Genomic DNA, 18453 nt, shown 5'->3' with positions numbered 1-18453 from the left:
CTCGCGCAGCGAGGTTCGAAGGAGAAGCGACGATGCGTTCCGGATGGCGGCCTTTCGTCCTGGTCCTCCTGTCAGCTTTGGCGAGCGGCGCGACCGTCGCCGTCGCTGCTTTCGCAGCCTCGGGAACGGCAACGAACAGCCTCGCCCCCGTCGAGAGCTTCGCTTCGATCGCCGATCCGGCCAAGCGGTCGGCGGCCTATTTTACGGAACTCGGCAAGGTCCTGACCAATCCGCGCTGCACGAACTGCCACCCTGCCGGAGACCGCCCGCGCCAGGGCGACGACGCGCATCTGCATCAGCCGCCGGTCTTCCGAGGCGTCGACGGCATGGGGCTGCCCTCGATGCGCTGCTCGACCTGTCACCAGGCGGCCAATTTCGATCCCGGCCGTGTTCCCGGTCATACGGTATGGCACTTGGCGCCGATCGAAATGGCTTGGGAAGGCAAGACGGTCTCGCAGATCTGCGCCCAGATCAAAGATCCGGCGCGCAATGGCGGCCGCTCGCTCGACGACCTCATCGACCATATCGGCAAGGACACGCTGGTCGGATGGGCCTGGGCGCCCGGCGTCGGACGCACGCCCGCCCCCGGCACGCAGGCCGAGGCCGGTGCACTGGTCGAAGCCTGGGTGAAGTCCGGAGCCGCCTGTCCGTAAGAGCTCTTCAGCATCACGGAAACGGGCGTTCACGCGGCCGGGTTCGCCCCGCCCGTCTGTCGCGGCAACATTATCTCGGCGCGGAGGCCGCCTTCTGCCCGGTTGGCGAGCGTCAACGTGCCGCCATGCGCCTTCACGATGCTCCGGGCGATGGCGAGACCTAGGCCGATGCCGCCGGTCTCGGCGTTGCGCGACGGCTCGATGCGCACAAAGGGCTGGAAGGCTTCCTCGATCCTGTCCTCGGGCAGGCCAGGGCCCTCGTCCTGCACCGCGATTTGGACTTCGCCGTTGGCCGCATGGATTGTAACATCCGCGCGCTGGCCGTAGCGAACCGCGTTCTCCATGAGGTTCCGAACCGCGCGCTTGAGCGAGACCGGCCGGCAGGCATAGGCGACCGGACCGGTCGCCGTGACCGTGACATCGGCGCCGCCGAGTCTCAGTTCTTCGGCTACGTCGCCGACGAGCCTCTCCAACTGGACGCTCACCGTGTCCTCCGCCGTTGCCTCGGCGCGGGTGAAGGCGAGCGTGGCCTCGCAGATCACCGTCAGTTCGTCGATCGTGGCGATCAGATCTTCGCGCATCGTCTCGTCGTCGATGAATTCGGCCTTGAGGCGCAGCGTCGTCAACGGCGTCCGCAGATCGTGGCTGATGCCGGCGAGCAGGCGCAGGCGATCGCGCAGAAAGAGGCTCAGACGTTCCTGCATCGTATTGAAGGCACGCGTCGCGGCCGCTACCTCGGCCGGGCCGTTCTCAGGCAGCGGTGTCACGGCTTCGCCGCGGCCGAAACGGTCCGATGCCTCGGCAAGGGTGCGCAGCGAACGCGTTTGGCTGCGGATCGCGACGACGGCGACCGTCCCAACTGCCAGCGAGGAGAGCAGGAACGACAGAAGCGCCGCCCGATTCCAGCCGGGAGGAACCCCCAGCGCCGACCGCATCGTCAGCCAGCGCCCGTCATCGAGCGGCACACGCGCCGAAACGGCGATGACACGGCGTGGATCCGGTCCGGGTCCGGACGGTGGCGGTGGTCCGGTCCCCACGTCGGTTCCGGCGCCGATATCCATTCCGTCCGGCCGGTCCGTAGGAATGCAGGGGCGGTCCGAACCGCGCATCCGCTCGATCGCGATCTGCGGTGGTCCGGCTTCGACGCCGTGCAGCATCCGTCCGAGGAGACGCGCTAGCCGCGCTTCCGTCGGGTTCATCGCACGGGGCGCTGGGGTGACGCGTGAAATGTCGGCGCAGGATTCCCGAGATCCGAACGCCTTCGCCAGTTCATCGCCGCGATCGGGAGGCAGGGCCGCCAGCAGCCGCGTTAGTGTGACCGCCTGGTTCAGCGCCTGGCCATGGACGACCTGGTCGAGGATGGCATCCTGCTCCGAGCGCAGGGTGAAGACGAGACCCACCTGCGCAAGAGCGAGGGCTGCGACCAGCAGGATGACGAGGCGCCCGGCGAGGCCCGCCGGCCACAGCCTGAAACGGCTCAAGTCTCCATCTCCACCTTGGCGGTGAAGGAATAGCCGTCGCCCCAGACGGTCTTGATCAGCGTGGGGTGCTGCGGATCGCGCTCGACGCGGCGGCGCAGGCGGCTGACCAGATTGTCGATGCTGCGGTCGAAGACCTGCGCCGAACGGCCGGCGGTGATGTCGAGCAGCTGGTCGCGCGTCAGCACCATTCCGGGCCTGTTGATGAAGGCAAGCAGCAGGCGGAACTCGGCCGTACCGAGCGGCACCTCGTTCCCCTCCTCGTCGAGCAGCGCGCGGCGGCTGGCATCCAGCAGCCAGCGATCGAAACGATAGCGCTCGCCAGGACCCTCGGCGGCAGGTTTCGGCACGCCGGCCGAGCGGCGGAGAATGGCCCGGATGCGGGCGAGCAATTCGCGCGGATTGAACGGCTTCGTCACATAGTCGTCCGCACCCAGTTCGAGCCCGACGATGCGGTCCGTCTCTTCCGAGACGGCCGTCAGCAGTACGACAGGGATGTCGCTGGTCTGCCGCAGATGCCGGCAGAGCGAGAGACCGTCCTCGCCCGGCATCATGATGTCGAGGACGACAAGGTCGATCGAAGCCGAGCGCAGGACCTGCCGCATTTCGGGTCCCCCGGAGGCGACGCTGACGCGCAGCCCGTTCTTGGCGAGATATTTCGCCAGCAATTCGCGGATCTCGCGGTGGTCATCGACGACGAGGATGTGGGGTGTGCGGTCCATGATGCTTCGAGGTGGCTGGCTGAGCGGAATGCGGCAGGCCCGTTGCGCCGAATGAGCCGGGTTCGCGCGCGGAAGGCCAGAACGAAATTGTATCAGGATGTCGCGCCGAATGGCGGCTGAGAGAGTTGACGACAAAGAAGTCATTCAAGGGGACATTCCAGCGACATCGCCTGGATAATTTCCGGTCCGTTCGATCCGCCCCATTGCGGATCTCGAGCCTGGAAACCCTCGATGTCTTTGTCCCACGTGAAGCCATACCTCATCAGCCTTCATCGCTGGGCCGGCCTCGTGCTGACCCCCCTGTTCCTCATGATCATCCTCTCCGGCACGGTCCTTTCCTTCCGGCCGATCCTGGCGAATAGGGCGACATCCTCGACGATGGGGGCGAGCATAGACGTCCCGGCGTTGGAGACGCTGCTCGACAAGCTGGGAGCCGGCGGCGCGGTCAGCTCGATTTCGGTGACCGGCGGGGGCGCTGCGGTAGACGTCGCCAGCAGCACGACGGCCGTCGCCGGCACCTGGGACATTGCCACCGGCACGAAGAGTGGCGCGGCGAGTTCCGGCATCGATGTCTTCGGCATCGCCGAGCGCTTCCACAAGTCGCTGCTGCTCGGCCTCGGCCTCCTCGTCGAGGCGGCGAGCTTCGTCATGCTGGCGATCATGATCGTCGGGCCGCTGCTGTCCTGCCTGCGTTTCCGCAATTCGGTTATAGGCTGGCACCGGGCGCTCGGCTGGTGCCTGTTGCCGGTGACCATCCTTGCACCATTGACGGCAGTCCTCATGGTGCTCGGCATCGGCGGCGGAGCGCGGGTGGCGCTGCCGGTCGCGTCGCACACGGTCTCGGTTTCGGAGGCCCTGACGGTCGCGGCCCCGACGGTCGATCTCGCGCAGCTCCAGTCCGCCCGCCTGTTCCGGGGCGGCACCGTGATGCTGCAGACCGCGGGCGAAAATGGGGGGACGTTCGCCGTCACGGATACGGTGGCGGTGCCGCTCACTGGCGGTCCGGGTCTTGTCAAGGAGATCCATGAAGGCATCTGGGCCGGGGCCTGGTCGGGCGCTCTCAATTTCGGCATCTCGGTGGTGCTGCTGGCCCTGACCGTCACCGGATTCCTCTCATGGTTCCGCCGTTGGCGGCGGGAGGGGCGCCCGGTTGGGACTATGGCTGGCGGCAAATGGTTGATCGTCCATGCCAGCCAGACAGGGACGGCCGCCAGGCTCGCCGAGGCGACGGCGCGCGTATTTTCCGCCGCAGGAATCCAGGCCGTCAGCGCCCCCCTTGGCAGCCTCTCCCCAGCGGCGCTGGCCCGCTATGCCAAGGTGCTCGTCATCGCCGCGACGACGGGCGAGGGCGAAATCCCAGATCCCGCGCGCCGTTTCTGGAGGCAGCTGACGCCAGGCTCGGCGCGCGGTGTCCATTTCGCGATGCTGGGTCTGGGCGACAGAAGCTATGAGCATTTCTGCGGTGGTGCCGAGACGCTGCGCAGCGCTTTTCTTGCCGCTGGCGCCAGCGAGTTCGCTCCATTCATGAGGGCCGATCGCGACCCGGCGCCTGTCTGGAACGACTGGATGGCGAAACTCGGAGAGATCGCCGGGATCGAGGCTCGCTCGCAGGTCGTCGGGGAGGACGAACCATCCAAGCCATTGACGTTGACGCTCACCGATCGCCGCCGCCTCGATCATCCCGAGGCGGGCGAGACGCAGGAGACATGGGCGATCGTACTGACGAGCGACACGGATCTGGCTTTTCGTCCGGGCGACCTGCTCCGCCTGATACCGGCGCCAGGCCAACGGCCGCGTTCCTATTCCGTCGGAAGCTCGAGCCGCGTCGATCCGCGCCTGATCGAGCTGACGGTGCGCCTGCATCAGTGGCAGGAGGCGGATGGTGGTTCCGGATACGGCGAGATGTCGGCGCGGCTGATCCGCAGCCTTCCCACCGGGGAAGAACTCCGCGGCCGGCTGGAGGCGCATGCTGATTTCAACCCGCCCGCTGATCCGTCCTGGCCGATCGTCATGATCGGCGCCGGATCAGGGGTCGCACCGTTTCCCGGCTTTCTCGCCGAGCGCCAGGCATCCGGCCGGGCCGGGCCTGCCTGGCTGTTCTACGGCAACCGTCATCGCCGGGCTGACTTCCTCTGGCAGGACCGTTTCGAGACGGCGCTGCAAAGCGGTGCGCTGACGCGCCTCGACACCGCCTTCTCGCGCGACCCCGGCGGCTTGCGTATTCCGGCGCAGATCGAGGCGGCGGGGGATGAACTGCGGCGCTGGCTGAAAGAGGATGGTGCTGTCGTCTATATCTGCGGACGCCGCGAGATGGCCCGCGACGCCCTGACGGCCCTCGGCAAGGTCCTCGCCGGCCCCGACAGGACGAGCGAGGTCGCTGCCGGGCAGATTGAGGCTTGGCTGGCCGAAGGCCGCATCCGGATCGATGCCTTCGACTGAGGTCAGCGGCTTGGGCGGACGGCGAAGGTCTCGGCGAGGTCGACGAGAATCTCCGCCGCCCGCACGACCTCTTCCAAATCGACATGCTCGTCAACGCTGTGAGCCATGGCGATGTCGCCGGGCCCGAAAATGACGCTGGGCGTTCCGGCGCGCGTCATCTTGCTGGCGTCCGAACCGAACGAGGCGCCGAGGATCCGCCCGGAGCCAGCATGACGCTGCGTCGCCGCGAGGAGCTCTGCGACGATGCCCGCTTCCGCCGGCACTTCCATCGAGATCGAATCGATGAAGGTCGGATGCATGACGTAGCGATAGGCGCTGCTCGCCTCGAAGCCGGCGACGGCCGCTGCGATCTCCGCCCAGATTTCGGGGCCGGTCTGGTCGGGCAGGGGCCGGCAGTCGAACGTCAGGCGCACCTTCGAGGCAAGGCTGTTCGGACCCTCGCCACCGGCGATCATGGTGCAGGTCAGTGTGCGACCGCCGAGCAGATCATGTTGGTGGGCCGAGTTCGTCCGCGCCATATAACCCTTCAGAAGTGCCAGCAGCTCCGATGCACCCTGGATCGCATCGAGCCCTTCCTCGGGCCGTGACGCGTGCGCCGCCTTGCCGATCACGTCGATATGCCAGCGCACCGCGCCTTTGCAGGCACGATAGATGTCGAGCCCGGTCGGCTCGCCGGCGACCCCGCCATCGTGGCGGCCATGGTGCCTCAGGTGGTGGGCGACACCCTTGAAGGTCACCTCCTCGTCGATCGCCGCCACAAAGGTGACGCCGACGGCGCTGCCGCGCTGCTTCAGTTCCCGCAACGCCAGCATGAACATGGCAAGGCATCCCTTGTCGTCGACAGCGCCGCGGCCATAGAGACGGTTGCCCTCGCGACGCGGCAGGAAGGGCGCGTCCATGCCGTCCACCTGCACCGTATCGAGATGGCCCTCGAACAGCAGCGTCGGCGAACCGGGCGCCCCGGCAAGCTCGGCGACAACATTGGGGCGCCCCGGCTCGACCTCGTCGAGACGGGCAGCCACCCCGACCTCTACCAGCCATCCGGCCACGAAGTGCGCCATTGCTGCCTCGCCGAACCATTCCGCCGGTACACCGTCGCGTTTCAGGTCCGGATTAATACTGGGAATGGCGATCATGGCCGAGAGCAGCTCGGCCGCAGATTCAATGTCGATCAATCGGGTCTATCCGTGTGCATTCCAGGTTTGAGCCGCCGGCTGGGCACCGCCGACGCTCCATCTTCATCCTAGTCGAGGCCGAAGCCATTGGCGAAGGGGCGGCTATTCCGATCGAGGATTTCGGCCGCCCAGGCGACTGGCTCTCCCGGAGCTGACGGCGGTGAGATGAGCTGCTACGAGGGCCGCATGGTACGGCCGGCGGCCTCAGCCGCCTGCCCTCAGCCGGGCATGGGCGCCGCCCATGAACTCGGCTCCGGCGGGCAGCAGCGCCTTGGGTACTGTGCAGGCGACCGTGAACAGCGGGTTGACCAGATTGCCGATTTTCAGGCGGCAGATCTGGGTGACCAGTTGCTGCGCATCGAATAGATCGAGCCCGCAAGCGTCAGCCACCCAGCGGATCAGACCGGCGCTGGCAATCCGCGCCGCATCCTCCAACGGCCGCGCCGCGCCGATGACGCCGATCTCCGCGTCGGTCTCGATGCGCGGCCAGTCCATCAGCGCGTCTGCAGGAAGGCGATCCAACACCAGCGTGGTGTCGAGTGCGCCCTCGATGGCGGTTCCGGCGATTTCGCCGTCGCCCTGCACAAAATGCCCGTCGCCGATATAGAGGTCCGCACCGTCGACATTGGCCTTCAGATAGAGCGTCGTGCCACCGCCCAGCATGGGCAGGTCGAGGTTTCCGCCGAAATCGCCGGGGACAACGCTGAGCCGCACCTCGCCATGGGCCGGCGCGACGCCGACCGTGCCGTGGAACGGCCGGAAGGGGACGCTGAGCGGCGGACCTGACAAGGTCGGCGTCGAGAGCGACTTTCCGTCCTCCTCCAGTTTCCAGATCCAGACGCGCTCCGCCTGCTCCGCTTGCAGGTTCGGATTGCCGCGATTGCCAGAGAGCAGGCCGAAATTCGGCGAGATCGTCGCAACGCCCCAGTTCCGCGCCGGCTTCAGCTCGATGAGGTGCACCGCGAGGATCTCGCCAGCTTTGATCCCGGTAAGCGCGATCGGGCCGGTAAGCGGATTGACGCGCGGATAGGGCGCGACGATTCGAGGTTCGCCATCGGTCGAGGTGAGCTTGCCGGAGAAGCAATCCTCGGTGAAGACCGAGAACGGCACACCGGCTTCGACGGTACGAACAGGCGCATGGCCGCCGAAATGGAAGACATAGTCGCTCATCATGCGAACCAGCGGCCATCGGCGAGCTTCTCGACGATGTCGACGAAAAGCTCGGTCGCGTCGCGATGGACGCTGTGGCCGACATCCGGCAGCGCCACGACGGCGCGATTGCCCGCCTCGGCTCGTAGCCGCGCCTGATCGGAGGGAGGAATGAAGCGGCTCGATTCCGGCAGGATCCAGACCGTCGGCACCTTGCGGACCAACGCCTCGGCCTCGCCGCGAAGGTCCCAGGGAGCGTTGCCGGCAAAGGCGGCGCGGGCGTCGTCGAAATCGATCTGCGTCAGTGAGACCACCTTCCACGCGGCGTCGAGCTGCGACCAGCCGGGGTTCAGGGTGCGGATGCCTTCGATCGTGTGCGGGAGATTGACCTCGTCCCAGTCGAGCATGCCCTTCGGCGTTTCCTTGTCGGCGAAATGCGACACAGGATCCTCCAGCACCAGCACCTTCGGGGCGATGAGGCCCGAAAGCACGGCCTGGATCGCCAACGTGCCGCCGAAGGAATGGCCGATCAGCACATCGGGGTCACGTGGGACCGCGCCGGCGATGTCGGCGAGGAGGCTCGGAAACGAGAAATCCCCGTTGCCGCGGCTGCTCTCGCCATGGCCGCGCATGTCGGGGGCAATGAAGTGCCAGCCGCGCGCAGCCATGAGCCGCGCCGGCTCCGTCATCGCGCCGCCATTGGCCGTGATGCCGTGCAGCCCGACGGCGACGCGGCCCGCCTTCGGATCACCCCAGCGGAAGACATTGAGCGGAACCGGCGTGGTCATGGTCTTGCCCTCAGATCTTGCTCGCCGACCAATCGGCCATCTGCTGCCACAGCTTGGCGTAGCCGGCCCATTCGACGAAGGGAGGCGGCGCCCAGTGCGGGCCGCAATCCGAGGCGAACGCGACCGAGCGGCCCTTGCCATAGGTGCCGGCGACGATGAGCGGGTCCTCGCCGACGGTCGCCACGACGCTAGCGTCGTCCTTGGCGGTCAGCTTGTTGTAGCCGAGCAGTGCCGGCCAGGCGCCCGAAAGACCGGCGACGATCGGATGTTCGATGGCGACCTTCGGTTCGATGCCCTGCGGCAGTTCGCGCCGGTCGTCGAAGCGATCGATCCAGACGGGGAGCGCCTCTTCGGTCGGGGAGCCGGCATATTGGCCCTTCGCCTCAATGCCCTGGAACGTGAGGTAACCGCCGACCATGATGAAGCCGCCGCCATTCGCCACATAGTCGCGGATCGACGCCAGGCGGTTCGGTAGCACCTTGGAGCGCACGAAGGTGTCGGGATGCAGCAGCAGCGTGTTGGCGCCGATATCCGAGAGGATGACGCTGTCGAAGGCGGCGAGATCTTCCGCCGTCATCGGAAAGTCTCGCGCCGCGACATGGGCCGGCTGATAGACGACATCCCAGCCGCCGGCTTCGAGCGCGTCCTTCAGCCAGCGCACGCCTTCGGCATATTCGGTCGTGGTGAAGCTGTCGAAGCCCTTCTGGTGGATCGAATGGACGGTCCAGGATTCGCCTGCGATGAGGATGCGGCGTCGTTCGGTCATGCTGTCTCTTTCGTTGAGGTTGCTTGGGAGGAGAGCCGCTCCAGCGCGGCAAGAAAGGCGTTCCGTGTCGCGGCGATGTCGAAGCCGAGCGCGATATCGGCATTAGCCGGGGCGAAGCGCATGGCGAAATCGATGACGCTGCGGCCATAGGTATGGCGGCCGGCCAGTTCGATGGCGACATGGGCCAGTACAGTCTCGGCCAGAGCCGGGTTCGCCGCCAGGAGCGGCGCGAGCGGGTCGTTGAGCGGCATGAAGGGTGGCGAGAAGCGGCCGGGGCGGAACGTCGAGACCAGCGAGCGCAGCAGCTCGCCGGCAAATACACCGGCGGCTCCGTCGGTCGCCTCGGTCTGGACTATCAGTTCTGAATCAATACCGACTGTCGACGCTGCCTCGTAAGGGATCAGCGTCCAGGGAATGCCGGCACCGGCGACGATCGCGGCGGCCTCCGGATCGCAGAGCATGTTCCATTCCGCCGCCGCCGTCTTGGTGCCGAGCCCCCAGGCGCCGGCAAGCGAAACGATGCGGCTGATTTCCTTGGAGATGGCAGGATCACGGCGAAGAGCGAGCGCCAGATTGGTGAACGGTCCGGTGGTGACGATGACGAGGCCTGGATGCGAGCGCACGCTGTCGACGATCATGTCGGAGGCGGGGCGCGGATCGAGCGGCACGGCGGCAAGATCCGGACGCTCGGGGTCGAGCGCGCTCGTGAGGTCGAGTACACCGGCGATCATCCGCTCGCGCACCAGCGGCACCATGGCGCCCGCCGCCACGGGAACCGTGCCGCCGCCGACCGCCATGGTGATCGCAGCGTTGTGCGCCGTGCGTTCAGCCGCCAGATGACCCGCGCCCGTCGTCACGGCGACGAGGTCGAGATCGGCATGGCCGAGCGCGACGAGGATGCCGAGCGCGTCGTCATTGCCGGGGTCGCAATCGAGCAGGATGCGCGTCGTCACGAGGAAGCCTCTACCACCGATGCCGGCCGGCTCTGCACGCGCTTTCGCCATTTCGCAAAGACAAGGGCAAGGATTGCCGCGACATAGGGGATCATCAGCACGAATTGCGACGGCACGGAGAATACCTGCAGCCGGTCGCCGAGGGCGCCGAAGAAGCCGAAGACGAGTGAGGCTGCCGCCGTGCCGAAGGGAAGACCCGCGCCGAACAAGGTCGCGGCGAGGCCGATGAAACCACGCCCGCTGGTCATGTCCGGCAGGAAGAAATGCAGCCGGTCCATCGAAAGCCCGGCCCCGGCAACACCGGCGAGCAGCCCGCTTATGGCGACGGCCAGTGCCTTCATCCGCCCGACATGGATGCCGGCCGATTGCGCCGCGTGCTCGTTCTCGCCAGCCGCGCGCAGGTAGGAGCCGGTGGGCGTGCGGTAGAGAAAGAAGAATGTTGCCGGTACGGCGAGCGCGGCGAGCAGAACGACGATACTCTGCCCCTCGATCGCCTTGCCGATGATAGGCAGAAAGGACAGCGAGTCGTCGGGCACATGCCAGATGTCGGGGAAGGTGAACGGCCGGAGGCCGCCGGGGTTCTGGTAGACCATCTCCAAGAGGAACAGCGTGCCGCCCGCCGCGAGCAGGTTCAAGCCCAGTCCGGCGACGATGAAATCGGCGCCGAAGACCAGCGTCACCATGGCGAGCAGCATCGAAACGCCGATCGAGGCGACGATCGCCGCGAGAAAGGCAAGGCTGGCACTGCCCGTCGCATCACCGACGGCGATCGCCGTGAAGGCGGCCGTCAGCATCATGCCCTCGACCGCGATGTTCAGGATGTTGGCTCTGAGCGTCACCATCGCCGCCAGCGCCGCGAGCAGGATCGGTGCGGTCTGTTCCAGCACGGAGCCGAGGAGGGAGGACATGTCCACGGCCTACCCCCTCGCCGCCGGCCGCAGCCGGGCCGTCATCAGGAACACCAGCAGGCCGGTGATGAGGTTGACGAGCGAGCGCGGCACGTCGGTCATGATCTGCATATAGGCGGCCCCGTTCAGCAGCATGGCGTAGAACAGCGCGGTGGCGAGCGCGCCGATCGGATGGATGCGAGCGAGCAGGGCCACGGTCAACGCGACAAGGCCGTAGGACGGCGAGAAATTCTGCTCGAAGCGGTGGCCGATGCCGAGCACATAGAGTGCCCCCGCCAACCCGCCAAAGCCACCCGAGACCAGCATCGCTCCGACGACGCGCTGTTTGGCGGGAATGCCGACCGCATCGGCGAAGCGCAGATTGGTCCCGGCGGCGCGGATTTCGGCACCCCACTCCGTGCGGAACAGCACGACCCAGGCGACAAGCGCCAGAACGAGTGCCGCGAGGAAGGCGCTGCTGGCCGCTGGGACGCCGGGCATGGGTGGCAGCCAGATCGATTGCGGGATCATCAGGCTGATCGCACCATAGGTGGTCGTATCGCGGATGACGTGATTGACGATGTAGGAGGTGATCAGCAGCGCGACGAAATTGAGCATCAACGTCGTCACCACCTCGTCGACTTCGAGGCGGACCTTCAGGACCGCGGGGATCCAGCCCCAGGCGGCACCCGCGGCGATGCCGGCGAGGACGGTGAGCGGCAGCAACAGGAAGCCGGGCAGGCCGGGGAGAGCTAGGGCGGTGAGTGTCGCTGCCATGGCGCCGAGATAGAGCTGGCCCTCGCCACCGGCATTGAAGAAGCCGGCGCGGAAGGCGAAGACCACACCAAGCGCGATCAGCGCGATCGGCGTGGCCCGGTTGAGAAACAGGGCGAAATTGCCAAGCGAATCGAAATTGGCGAACAGCAGTTCGCGGAAGGCCGCGACCGGCTGGTCGTTGATGGCCGCGACCAGCAGGAATCCGAGCCCGAGCGTGAGCGCGATGGCGCCGAGTGGCGCGCGGAGCGGGCGGAGGAGATTGGCGAGCGCTTCCATTACGCAGCCTCTCCCATCTCGTGCGGCTTGCCGCCATTCATCAGATAGCCGATCCGCGTCTCGTCGGCGTCCTTGCGATCGAAGACATGGACGAGGCGGCCGGAATACATCACGCCGATGCGGTCGGAGAGCGCGAACACCTCGGATAGCTCTGAGGAGATGAGCAGAACGGCGCAGCCGGAATCGGCCGCCGCCATCAGCCGCGCATAAACGAATTCCGAAGCGCCGATATCGAGCCCGCGCGTTGGTTGGGCGACGACGAGCACCTTGGGCGAGCGGGCGAGTTCGCGCGCGATCACGACCTTCTGCATATTGCCGCCCGAAAGCCAGCCGACGGGGATCGAGGGCTTGGCGCCGCGCACGTCGAATTCACTGATCTTGGCTGAGGCGAACGCGTCGCGCCGCGCGGTCGAGACGAGGCCATGCCGGACGAGGCCGGCGCGTTCGTAATTCGTCGCCGCGACATTCTCGGCGATCGACATGGTGGCGGAAAGGCCGCGGTCTAGCCGGTCCTCCGGGATGAAGCCGAGCCCGGCGGCATAGCGGCCGGAGACATCGACGGCGCCGACGTCGTGGCCATTGATAGCGATACGCCCGGCCTGGATCGGCATCAGCCCGACGATCGCCTCGGCGAGTTCGGTCTGGCCATTGCCGTCGACGCCGGCAATTCCAACGATCTCGCCGGCCCGCACGTCCAGCGAGACGGAATCAAGCCGACGCCTCCCATGCGCTTCGGTCATCGTCACGCCGGAAAGCGAAAGGGCAGGGGTGCCGAAGCTGCGCGCCTTGCCGTCATCCTTGCGGCCGACGAGGAAGACGTCGCGGCCGACCATCTCGCGGGCAATTTCGCGCTCGGAAATATCGGCGGTCCGATGCGTGCCGATGCTCTTGCCGAGCCGCAGCACCGTGACGCGGTCGGAGACTTCCTTCACCTCGCGCAGCTTGTGGGTGATGAAAAGGACGGTGCGGCCACGAGCGCGCAGGGCGTCGATGATGACCAGCAGTTCGTCGACCTCGGGCGGGGTCAGCACGGCGGTCGGCTCGTCGAGGATCAGGAGTTCGGCGTCGAAGGCCAGCGCTTTCAATATCTCGACGCGCTGGCGCTGTCCGACGGAGAGCGTTCCCACCGGGGCGTCGACATCGAGCCGGAAGCCATAGCGCTCGACGAGTTCGGCGGCGCGGCGCCGCATGCCCGCGCGGTCCGTCAAAAGGCCGAACCGGCGCGGCTGGCGGCCGAGGAAGAGGTTCTCCGCTACGCTCATCGACGGCACGAGCATGAAATGCTGATGCACCATGCCGATCCCGAGGCGGCTCGCCGCGATCGGGTCGGGCACGGTGATCGTCTCGCCCCGGAGCGCCATCGTGCCGCCGCTCGGCTGGTGGATGCCGACGAGGATGTTCATCAGCGTCGACTTGCCGGCGCCATTCTCGCCGGCGACGACATGGACCTCGCCTGCAGCCACAGAAAGATCGACATGCTCCAGCGCCACCTTGTCGCCGAAACGCTTGGCGATGGCGGAGAGCGTCAGGAAGGGTGGCGCGGGAGGCATGTGGTGGTCCAGTCGACAGAACAGATGAATCAAGGTCTGGTCGCTTGCAACGGGCTCTGCATGAACCCGCCCTCCAGGGGCGGGTTCAAGGTCCACGGAGAGGTGAAAGACCCTATTTCTTGAACGCCGAATCGACGCTTACCTCGCCCGCGACGACCTTCGCCTTGACGGCGTCGATCTTGGCGCGGACAGCGTCCGGCACCAGCGCATCGTTGTAGACGAGGCCGACGCCGTCATTCTTCAGGCCATAGATGACCAGCGTGCCGAAGGGCGCCGTGCCGGCTTTCACCTGACCGATGGAATCATAGATCGAATTGCCGATTTGCTTCAGCATGGAGGCGAGGATGTTCTTCGGGTGCAGATCGTTCTGGTTGGAATCGACGCCGATCGCATAGCGGTCGAGGTCGGCGGCAGCCTTGAGAATGCCGAGACCGGCGGGGCCGGCGACGTTGTAGACGACATTGGCGCCATTCTCGATCGCGCCCTTGGTGAGGTCATAGGCCTTCTGCGCGTCGTTGAACGAGCCGATGAAGATCACCTGCACTTCGGTCGCCGGGTCGATCGCTGCTGCGCCCTGCTTGAAGCCGACGATGAAGTCCTGGATCACCGGGAGATCCATGCCGGCAACGATCGCGATCTTCTTTTCGCCGGTCGAAAGCGGGAAAGTCGCCTTGTCTCCGGCCGCGGCTGCTGCCAACGCGCCGGCGAGGTAGGAGCCCTCGTTCTGCGCATATTTCACCGAAAGGACGTTCGGGGCGGCCAGTTCGTCGTCGAAGAAGACGTATTTCTGGTCGGGATGCTGCGGCGCCACGGCGGCGAGGTTGTCGTGCATGTTCGGGCCCGTGAAGATGACCTTCCAGTTGCCGGCATTCGACACGGCCTCGAGGTTCTGGCGCCATAGGCCCGGATCGCTCGGCGAAGCCTGCAGCAGGCGCACCTTGACGCCTTCCTTCTCGGCGCGGTGGAAGCCCTCGGCGGCGCTGTCGTTGAAGCCGTGATCGCCGAGATTGTCGCTCATGACATAGACAGCGCTCATGTCTTCAGCGACCGCCGGTGCCGCGAGGAGGCCGACCAGCGCGGCGACCGCAAGGCTCTTCCATAGTGTCTTCGACATTATCTTTCCCTCTGATTGCGACTGTCCCGCGCGGATCGTTCGTCCGCGCGTCAGTCTCCTGCATGGCGCCGGGCGACGGATTGCCGCTCGACGAGTTCGACGGCGAGCCGCGTCACCGGATCGGCGGCTTGCTTGTTGATGAGGCGCAGCAATTGCCGGACGCCGACGCGGCCGATCTCGGCGGCGGGCTGGCGCACCGTAGTGAGCGCCGGGTCGAGCAATTGCGAGAACGGCATGTCGTCGAAGCCGACCAGCGACACGTCGGCGGGCACGCGGGTGCCCATGCCGCGCGCCGCTCGCATCAGGCCAATGGCGATGAAATCGCTGCCGGCGAAAATCGCAGTGGGCGAGCCGGACGAGCCGAGAAGCCGCTCGGCGGATGCGGCGCCATGCTCGCGCGAATACGCGCCGAGATGGACGGCCGCCTCGGCAAGTCCCGCCTCGGCCAGCGCTCTGCGGAAGCCGGCAAGGCGCTCGCGCGTCGAGAACAGGCCCTCGGGGCCGCCGACATGCGCGATGCGGCGATGACCGTTCTCGATCAGGTGGCGCGTCGCCAGATAGGCGCCGACCTCGTTTTCGGCAAAGACGCGCGGTACCTCGGCGCCGGGTACGTCCTCGTCGAGCAGAACGACATTGGGGACGGCGGAAATGGCGCGGGCCAGCGTGCCGTCGTCAACGCGGTTGGTAAGGACGAGCAGGCCATCGACATGCCGATCGCGAAGGCGCGAGAGCGCCGCCACCTCGCGCTCGACGCTGCCGCGCGTGCTCGACATCAGCACGGCGAAGCCCTGCTGGTCGGCCTCGTCCTGAGCCGCCGCCGCCAGCTCCGCGAAGAATGGATTGGCAATCTCGGGCGCCATCAGGCCGATCGTCTCGCTTGTACCGAGGCTCAGGCGCTTGGCGAGGAGGTTTGGGCGATATTGAAGGCGCGCCACCGCCGCATCGACGCGCGCCGCCGTCTCCGTCGGCAGCTCGATGCGGCCGTTCAGATGACGCGAGACGGTCGTCGTCGATACGCCAGCCTCGCGGGCCACGTCCTGGATCGTCGACATGAAAAAGCCTCCGTGACCGAAAATTAGAGTGCGCAAGCGGTTTAGTAAAGCGGTTTGTAAGCGCAGTCTTCTTCCCAAGATTTGTTCTGGCCGCCCAGCTGGCAGGCGGCGCGGCCATTTCGGGGCTCGACTGGATTGTCGGCCTGCGGGCATAGTCCGGGCGCGCGGGGAGGGTGCTGACGGCATCGGCGCAAGGGTGAGGAGCGGGATATGACGGCATCGCAGCGGCCAGCCGGGCCGCGGGCTTCGCTCGCGCCGGAGCGGGACGGGAAGGGGGCTGATGGCCGCCCGATCCTGAGCGTCGGCGCCTTCACCTGCGATCTGATGTTCCAACTGCCGGCGCTGCCGGCGGGGCCGGGCAAGTATATGGCGCAAGGGGCGACGATGGTGGCGGCCGGCATGGCGACGAGCGCGGCGATCGCCGTTGCGCGGCTCGGCCGGTGCGTTGGGCTCTGGGCTTCGGCCGGCGATGATGGCATCGGCGACTTCCTCGTCGGCGAGATCGTGAAGGAAGGCGTCGACGCGAGCCATGTTCGCCGCATCCCCGGCATCCTGTCGGCAACGGCCTCGATCCTGGTTGCGGCCGATGGAGAGCGCATCGTTGTGCCTTTCTATGCGCCGGCGCTGATGGATGCGCCCACGCTGGTGCCGCCGATCGCCGAAGCCGCCTTCGCGGCGGTACTTGCCGATGTGCGCTGGCCGGCGGCTGCTGGCCTCGCGCTTGACGCCGCCCGCGAGGCCGGCGTGCCGGGCATTCTCGATCTCGATGTCGGCAAGGCTGAAATTCTCGCTGATCTGGCCCCATGCGCCAGCCACATCGCCGCCTCGCTCGCCGGAGCGGCGATTCTGACGGGCGCCAACGAGCTCGAGGCAGCGGCGAGGGGACTGGCGGGACGGTTCGGATCAACCGTGATCGTCACCGGCGGCGAAGCCGGCTGCGCCTTCTGGGAACCCGGCGACGGCGCAGTGCGATTCATGCCGGCCTTCGCGATCGAGGCGGTCGACACCAATGCGGCCGGCGATGTTTTCCATGGCGCGTTCGCGGTCGGTCTCGCCGATGGACTGTCGCTGGAAGGCGCGCTGCGCTTTGCGAGCGCGGCGGCGGCGATCAAATGCACCCGTCATGGCGGGCCGCGTGGCGCGCCCAGCCGGGCGGAAGTCGAGGCGTTTCTGTTGGAGAGGGCGAAATGAGTGATGTTCTGGAGCGGCTGGCGGCGGCGCGGATTGTCGCGATCGTCTCGGTCGGCGATGTCGAGGGGGCGGTGGCGCTGGTCGATGATCTGGCGGCGGCGGGCGTGGAGACGGTGGAGATCCTGTTTCGCAACGCGGACGCACCCAAGGCGCTGGTCCGCTGCCGCGCCCGGCATCCCGAAATGCTGCTCGCCGCTGGCACGATCGTCACGGCGGATCTCTGCCGGCAGGCCGTCGAGGCGGGCGCCGATCTGATGATCAGTCCGGGCCTGACCCCGGCGCTGGCGGCGGCGTCACGCACCGTGCCGCTGCCGCTGATCGCAGGCGTGCAGACGGCGAGCGAGGTCATGGCCGCCGCCGAACTCGGCCTCCGCCTCGTCAAGTTCTATCCGGCGGAGCCGAACGGCGCGCCGGCGATCCTGCGCGATTATGCGAATGTCTTTCCCGCCATGCGCTTCGTGCCGACGGGCGGCATCGGCGAGGCGCAGCTTGCCGCCTATGGCGCACTCAAGAACGTCGCTGCCGTCGGCGGCAGTTGGCTCCATGCCGGCCTTGATCCGGGGCCGGAGCGCGTGACGATCCTCACGCAGCGTGTCGCGCGCGCCAAGGGGCTTATGGGTGCGGACGGCTCATAAGGCTGACCGCCTCAGGCGCCCTCGATGAAGCGCGTCGCCGCCGCCATGTCCTCGATCATAGCGGCGAGGCTGGCGCCTAGATGGTCGAGCAGCTTGCGTCCCGCGTCCGCCGTGGCGGCCGCGGCGTTGCCGGTGACACCGCTTGGCTGGAGGTCGGCCGATTTCCAGCCGAAGCCGCCGAGGCGGCCATAGCCCGGATTGGCGGAAAGATGCCGCGTCAGCCTGTCGAGCTCGATGGCGCTGGACGGGAAATCGGCGAGATTGTCGCTGCGGACAAGCTCCGGATGGAGATGCATCATCAGGCTGGTCTCGATCGTTCCGCCGTGGAGGCCGTAGCGGACCTCCTCGTCGGTGAAGAGACCCTCCGGATAGCCGGCGTCGAACCAGCTCGCATAAGCGACGAGGAGGCCGAAGCGCACGCGCAGATCCAGCGCGGTCGGCGCCAGCAGGCCGGTCTGGCCGCCATGGCTGTTGAAGAGAATCAGCCGGCGCACCGGCGTATTGCAGACGCAGGCGAGAACGTCAGTCCAGATATCGATCAACCGGCCCGGCCGATGCGACAGGCTGCCGGCGAAATCGAGATGCTCCTCCGACGTGCCGACCGTCTGCTCCGGCAGCACGAGGAACGGAACCTCCGGTGGCAACAGTTCCAGCGCGCGGCCGATGATGCCGCGGTTGATATAGGCGTCGGTTCCGAGCGGCAGATGCGGCCCATGCTGCTCGACGGCCGTGACCGGCAGCAGAGCCACCGTCTCCGGCGGCAAGGCTGCGGCCTCGACCGTGGTGAGGTCAAGCCAGCGGCGGGACGAGGGAAAGGCGGCAGGCATCAAAAGCTCCTTGGCGAGTTC

General features: G+C 67.1%; 17 protein-coding genes. 4 read left to right on the top strand and 13 right to left on the bottom strand.

The features are described from left to right. Nucleotides 1-32 precede the first annotated feature (32 nt). Complete coding sequence (locus OSH05_RS05335; protein WP_104217227.1) at nucleotides 33-653, top strand: Isoquinoline 1-oxidoreductase subunit; 621 nt, start codon at nucleotides 33-35, stop codon at nucleotides 651-653. A gap of 29 nt (nucleotides 654-682) precedes the next feature. On the opposite strand, the gene OSH05_RS05330 is transcribed toward OSH05_RS05335, so the two are convergent. Continuing rightward, on the bottom strand, nucleotides 683-2134 hold the full coding sequence (locus tag OSH05_RS05330) for an ATP-binding protein (RefSeq protein WP_104217228.1): 1452 nt from the start codon (nucleotides 2132-2134) through the stop codon (nucleotides 683-685). After that, nucleotides 2131-2853 carry a response regulator gene (locus OSH05_RS05325; RefSeq protein WP_104217229.1) on the bottom strand — a complete coding sequence of 241 codons (723 nt, stop codon included), beginning with the start codon at nucleotides 2851-2853 and terminating at the stop codon, nucleotides 2131-2133. The genes OSH05_RS05330 and OSH05_RS05325 overlap by 4 nt, the downstream gene beginning before the upstream one ends. A gap of 231 nt (nucleotides 2854-3084) precedes the next feature. On the opposite strand from OSH05_RS05325, the gene OSH05_RS05320 reads away from it, so the two are divergent. Beyond that, nucleotides 3085-5292: a flavodoxin domain-containing protein gene (locus OSH05_RS05320; RefSeq protein WP_104217230.1), complete on the top strand. Its 2208-nt coding sequence runs from the start codon at nucleotides 3085-3087 to the stop codon at nucleotides 5290-5292. Between the two features lie 2 nt (nucleotides 5293-5294). Here the strand turns inward: OSH05_RS05320 and OSH05_RS05315 are convergent, their stop codons facing one another. The 10 genes from OSH05_RS05315 to OSH05_RS05270 form a co-directional block, all read right to left on the bottom strand. Then, entirely contained in the window at nucleotides 5295-6467 is a 1173-nt protein-coding gene (locus OSH05_RS05315; RefSeq protein ID WP_104217231.1) for a M20 family metallopeptidase, read from the bottom strand. A gap of 204 nt (nucleotides 6468-6671) precedes the next feature. Next, a complete protein-coding gene (locus OSH05_RS05310; protein ID WP_165801437.1) occupies nucleotides 6672-7637 on the bottom strand; it encodes an acetamidase/formamidase family protein in 966 nt (321 codons plus the stop codon). After that, nucleotides 7637-8404, bottom strand: a complete 768-nt coding sequence (locus OSH05_RS05305; protein ID WP_104217233.1) for an alpha/beta fold hydrolase — start codon at nucleotides 8402-8404, stop codon at nucleotides 7637-7639. The genes OSH05_RS05310 and OSH05_RS05305 overlap by 1 nt, the downstream gene beginning before the upstream one ends. 10 nt (nucleotides 8405-8414) lie before the next feature. Continuing rightward, nucleotides 8415-9170: a glutamine amidotransferase gene (locus tag OSH05_RS05300; RefSeq protein WP_104217234.1), complete on the bottom strand. Its 756-nt coding sequence runs from the start codon at nucleotides 9168-9170 to the stop codon at nucleotides 8415-8417. Then, entirely contained in the window at nucleotides 9167-10123 is a 957-nt protein-coding gene (locus OSH05_RS05295) for a nucleoside hydrolase (RefSeq protein ID WP_165801438.1), read from the bottom strand. The genes OSH05_RS05300 and OSH05_RS05295 overlap by 4 nt, the downstream gene beginning before the upstream one ends. After that, a complete protein-coding gene (locus tag OSH05_RS05290; protein WP_104217236.1) occupies nucleotides 10120-11031 on the bottom strand; it encodes an ABC transporter permease in 912 nt (303 codons plus the stop codon). The genes OSH05_RS05295 and OSH05_RS05290 overlap by 4 nt, the downstream gene beginning before the upstream one ends. 9 nt (nucleotides 11032-11040) lie before the next feature. Beyond that, a complete protein-coding gene (locus OSH05_RS05285) occupies nucleotides 11041-12063 on the bottom strand; it encodes an ABC transporter permease (RefSeq protein WP_104217237.1) in 1023 nt (340 codons plus the stop codon). Then, the gene (locus tag OSH05_RS05280) at nucleotides 12063-13613 is read right to left on the bottom strand and encodes an ABC transporter ATP-binding protein (protein ID WP_104217238.1); all 1551 of its coding nucleotides are present in this window, start codon (nucleotides 13611-13613) and stop codon (nucleotides 12063-12065) included. Before OSH05_RS05280 ends, OSH05_RS05285 begins: the two co-directional genes overlap by 1 nt. 112 nt (nucleotides 13614-13725) lie before the next feature. Continuing rightward, nucleotides 13726-14727 (bottom strand): BMP family lipoprotein, encoded by a 1002-nt coding sequence (locus tag OSH05_RS05275; protein WP_104217239.1) that lies wholly within the window; start codon nucleotides 14725-14727, stop codon nucleotides 13726-13728. Between the two features lie 50 nt (nucleotides 14728-14777). Beyond that, nucleotides 14778-15779: a LacI family DNA-binding transcriptional regulator gene (locus tag OSH05_RS05270; protein ID WP_104217240.1), complete on the bottom strand. Its 1002-nt coding sequence runs from the start codon at nucleotides 15777-15779 to the stop codon at nucleotides 14778-14780. A gap of 210 nt (nucleotides 15780-15989) precedes the next feature. Between OSH05_RS05270 and OSH05_RS05265 the strand changes: the two genes are divergently transcribed. Together OSH05_RS05265 and eda are read left to right on the top strand one after the other, a co-directional pair. Beyond that, complete coding sequence (locus OSH05_RS05265) at nucleotides 15990-16970, top strand: PfkB family carbohydrate kinase (protein WP_104217241.1); 981 nt, start codon at nucleotides 15990-15992, stop codon at nucleotides 16968-16970. Beyond that, nucleotides 16967-17605 (top strand): bifunctional 4-hydroxy-2-oxoglutarate aldolase/2-dehydro-3-deoxy-phosphogluconate aldolase, encoded by a 639-nt coding sequence (eda, locus tag OSH05_RS05260; protein WP_165801439.1) that lies wholly within the window; start codon nucleotides 16967-16969, stop codon nucleotides 17603-17605. The genes OSH05_RS05265 and eda overlap by 4 nt, the downstream gene beginning before the upstream one ends. 11 nt (nucleotides 17606-17616) lie before the next feature. On the opposite strand, the gene OSH05_RS05255 is transcribed toward eda, so the two are convergent. Then, entirely contained in the window at nucleotides 17617-18432 is an 816-nt protein-coding gene (locus tag OSH05_RS05255; RefSeq protein ID WP_104217243.1) for a creatininase family protein, read from the bottom strand. Nucleotides 18433-18453 lie beyond the last annotated feature (21 nt).

Origin of the sequence: Kaistia algarum (assembly GCF_026343945.1) — a bacterium.
Lineage (GTDB): Bacteria > Pseudomonadota > Alphaproteobacteria > Rhizobiales > Kaistiaceae > Kaistia > Kaistia algarum.
The sequence above is the reverse complement of the archived record's forward strand: the minus strand, read 5'-3'. Positions and strand labels throughout refer to the sequence as shown.

Coding starts and splice junctions, on each gene's coding strand:
- OSH05_RS05335 (WP_104217227.1), top strand. CDS start 33: ATGCGTTCCGGATGGCGGCCTTTCGTCCTGGTCCTCCTGTCAGCTTTG.
- OSH05_RS05325 (WP_104217229.1), bottom strand. CDS start 2,853: ATGGACCGCACACCCCACATCCTCGTCGTCGATGACCACCGCGAGATC.
- OSH05_RS05320 (WP_104217230.1), top strand. CDS start 3,085: ATGTCTTTGTCCCACGTGAAGCCATACCTCATCAGCCTTCATCGCTGG.
- OSH05_RS05310 (WP_165801437.1), bottom strand. CDS start 7,637: ATGAGCGACTATGTCTTCCATTTCGGCGGCCATGCGCCTGTTCGTACC.
- OSH05_RS05305 (WP_104217233.1), bottom strand. CDS start 8,404: ATGACCACGCCGGTTCCGCTCAATGTCTTCCGCTGGGGTGATCCGAAG.
- OSH05_RS05300 (WP_104217234.1), bottom strand. CDS start 9,170: ATGACCGAACGACGCCGCATCCTCATCGCAGGCGAATCCTGGACCGTC.
- OSH05_RS05290 (WP_104217236.1), bottom strand. CDS start 11,031: ATGTCCTCCCTCCTCGGCTCCGTGCTGGAACAGACCGCACCGATCCTG.
- OSH05_RS05285 (WP_104217237.1), bottom strand. CDS start 12,063: ATGGAAGCGCTCGCCAATCTCCTCCGCCCGCTCCGCGCGCCACTCGGC.
- OSH05_RS05280 (WP_104217238.1), bottom strand. CDS start 13,613: ATGCCTCCCGCGCCACCCTTCCTGACGCTCTCCGCCATCGCCAAGCGT.
- OSH05_RS05275 (WP_104217239.1), bottom strand. CDS start 14,727: ATGTCGAAGACACTATGGAAGAGCCTTGCGGTCGCCGCGCTGGTCGGC.
- OSH05_RS05270 (WP_104217240.1), bottom strand. CDS start 15,779: ATGTCGACGATCCAGGACGTGGCCCGCGAGGCTGGCGTATCGACGACG.
- OSH05_RS05265 (WP_104217241.1), top strand. CDS start 15,990: ATGACGGCATCGCAGCGGCCAGCCGGGCCGCGGGCTTCGCTCGCGCCG.
- eda (WP_165801439.1), top strand. CDS start 16,967: ATGAGTGATGTTCTGGAGCGGCTGGCGGCGGCGCGGATTGTCGCGATC.
- OSH05_RS05255 (WP_104217243.1), bottom strand. CDS start 18,432: ATGCCTGCCGCCTTTCCCTCGTCCCGCCGCTGGCTTGACCTCACCACG.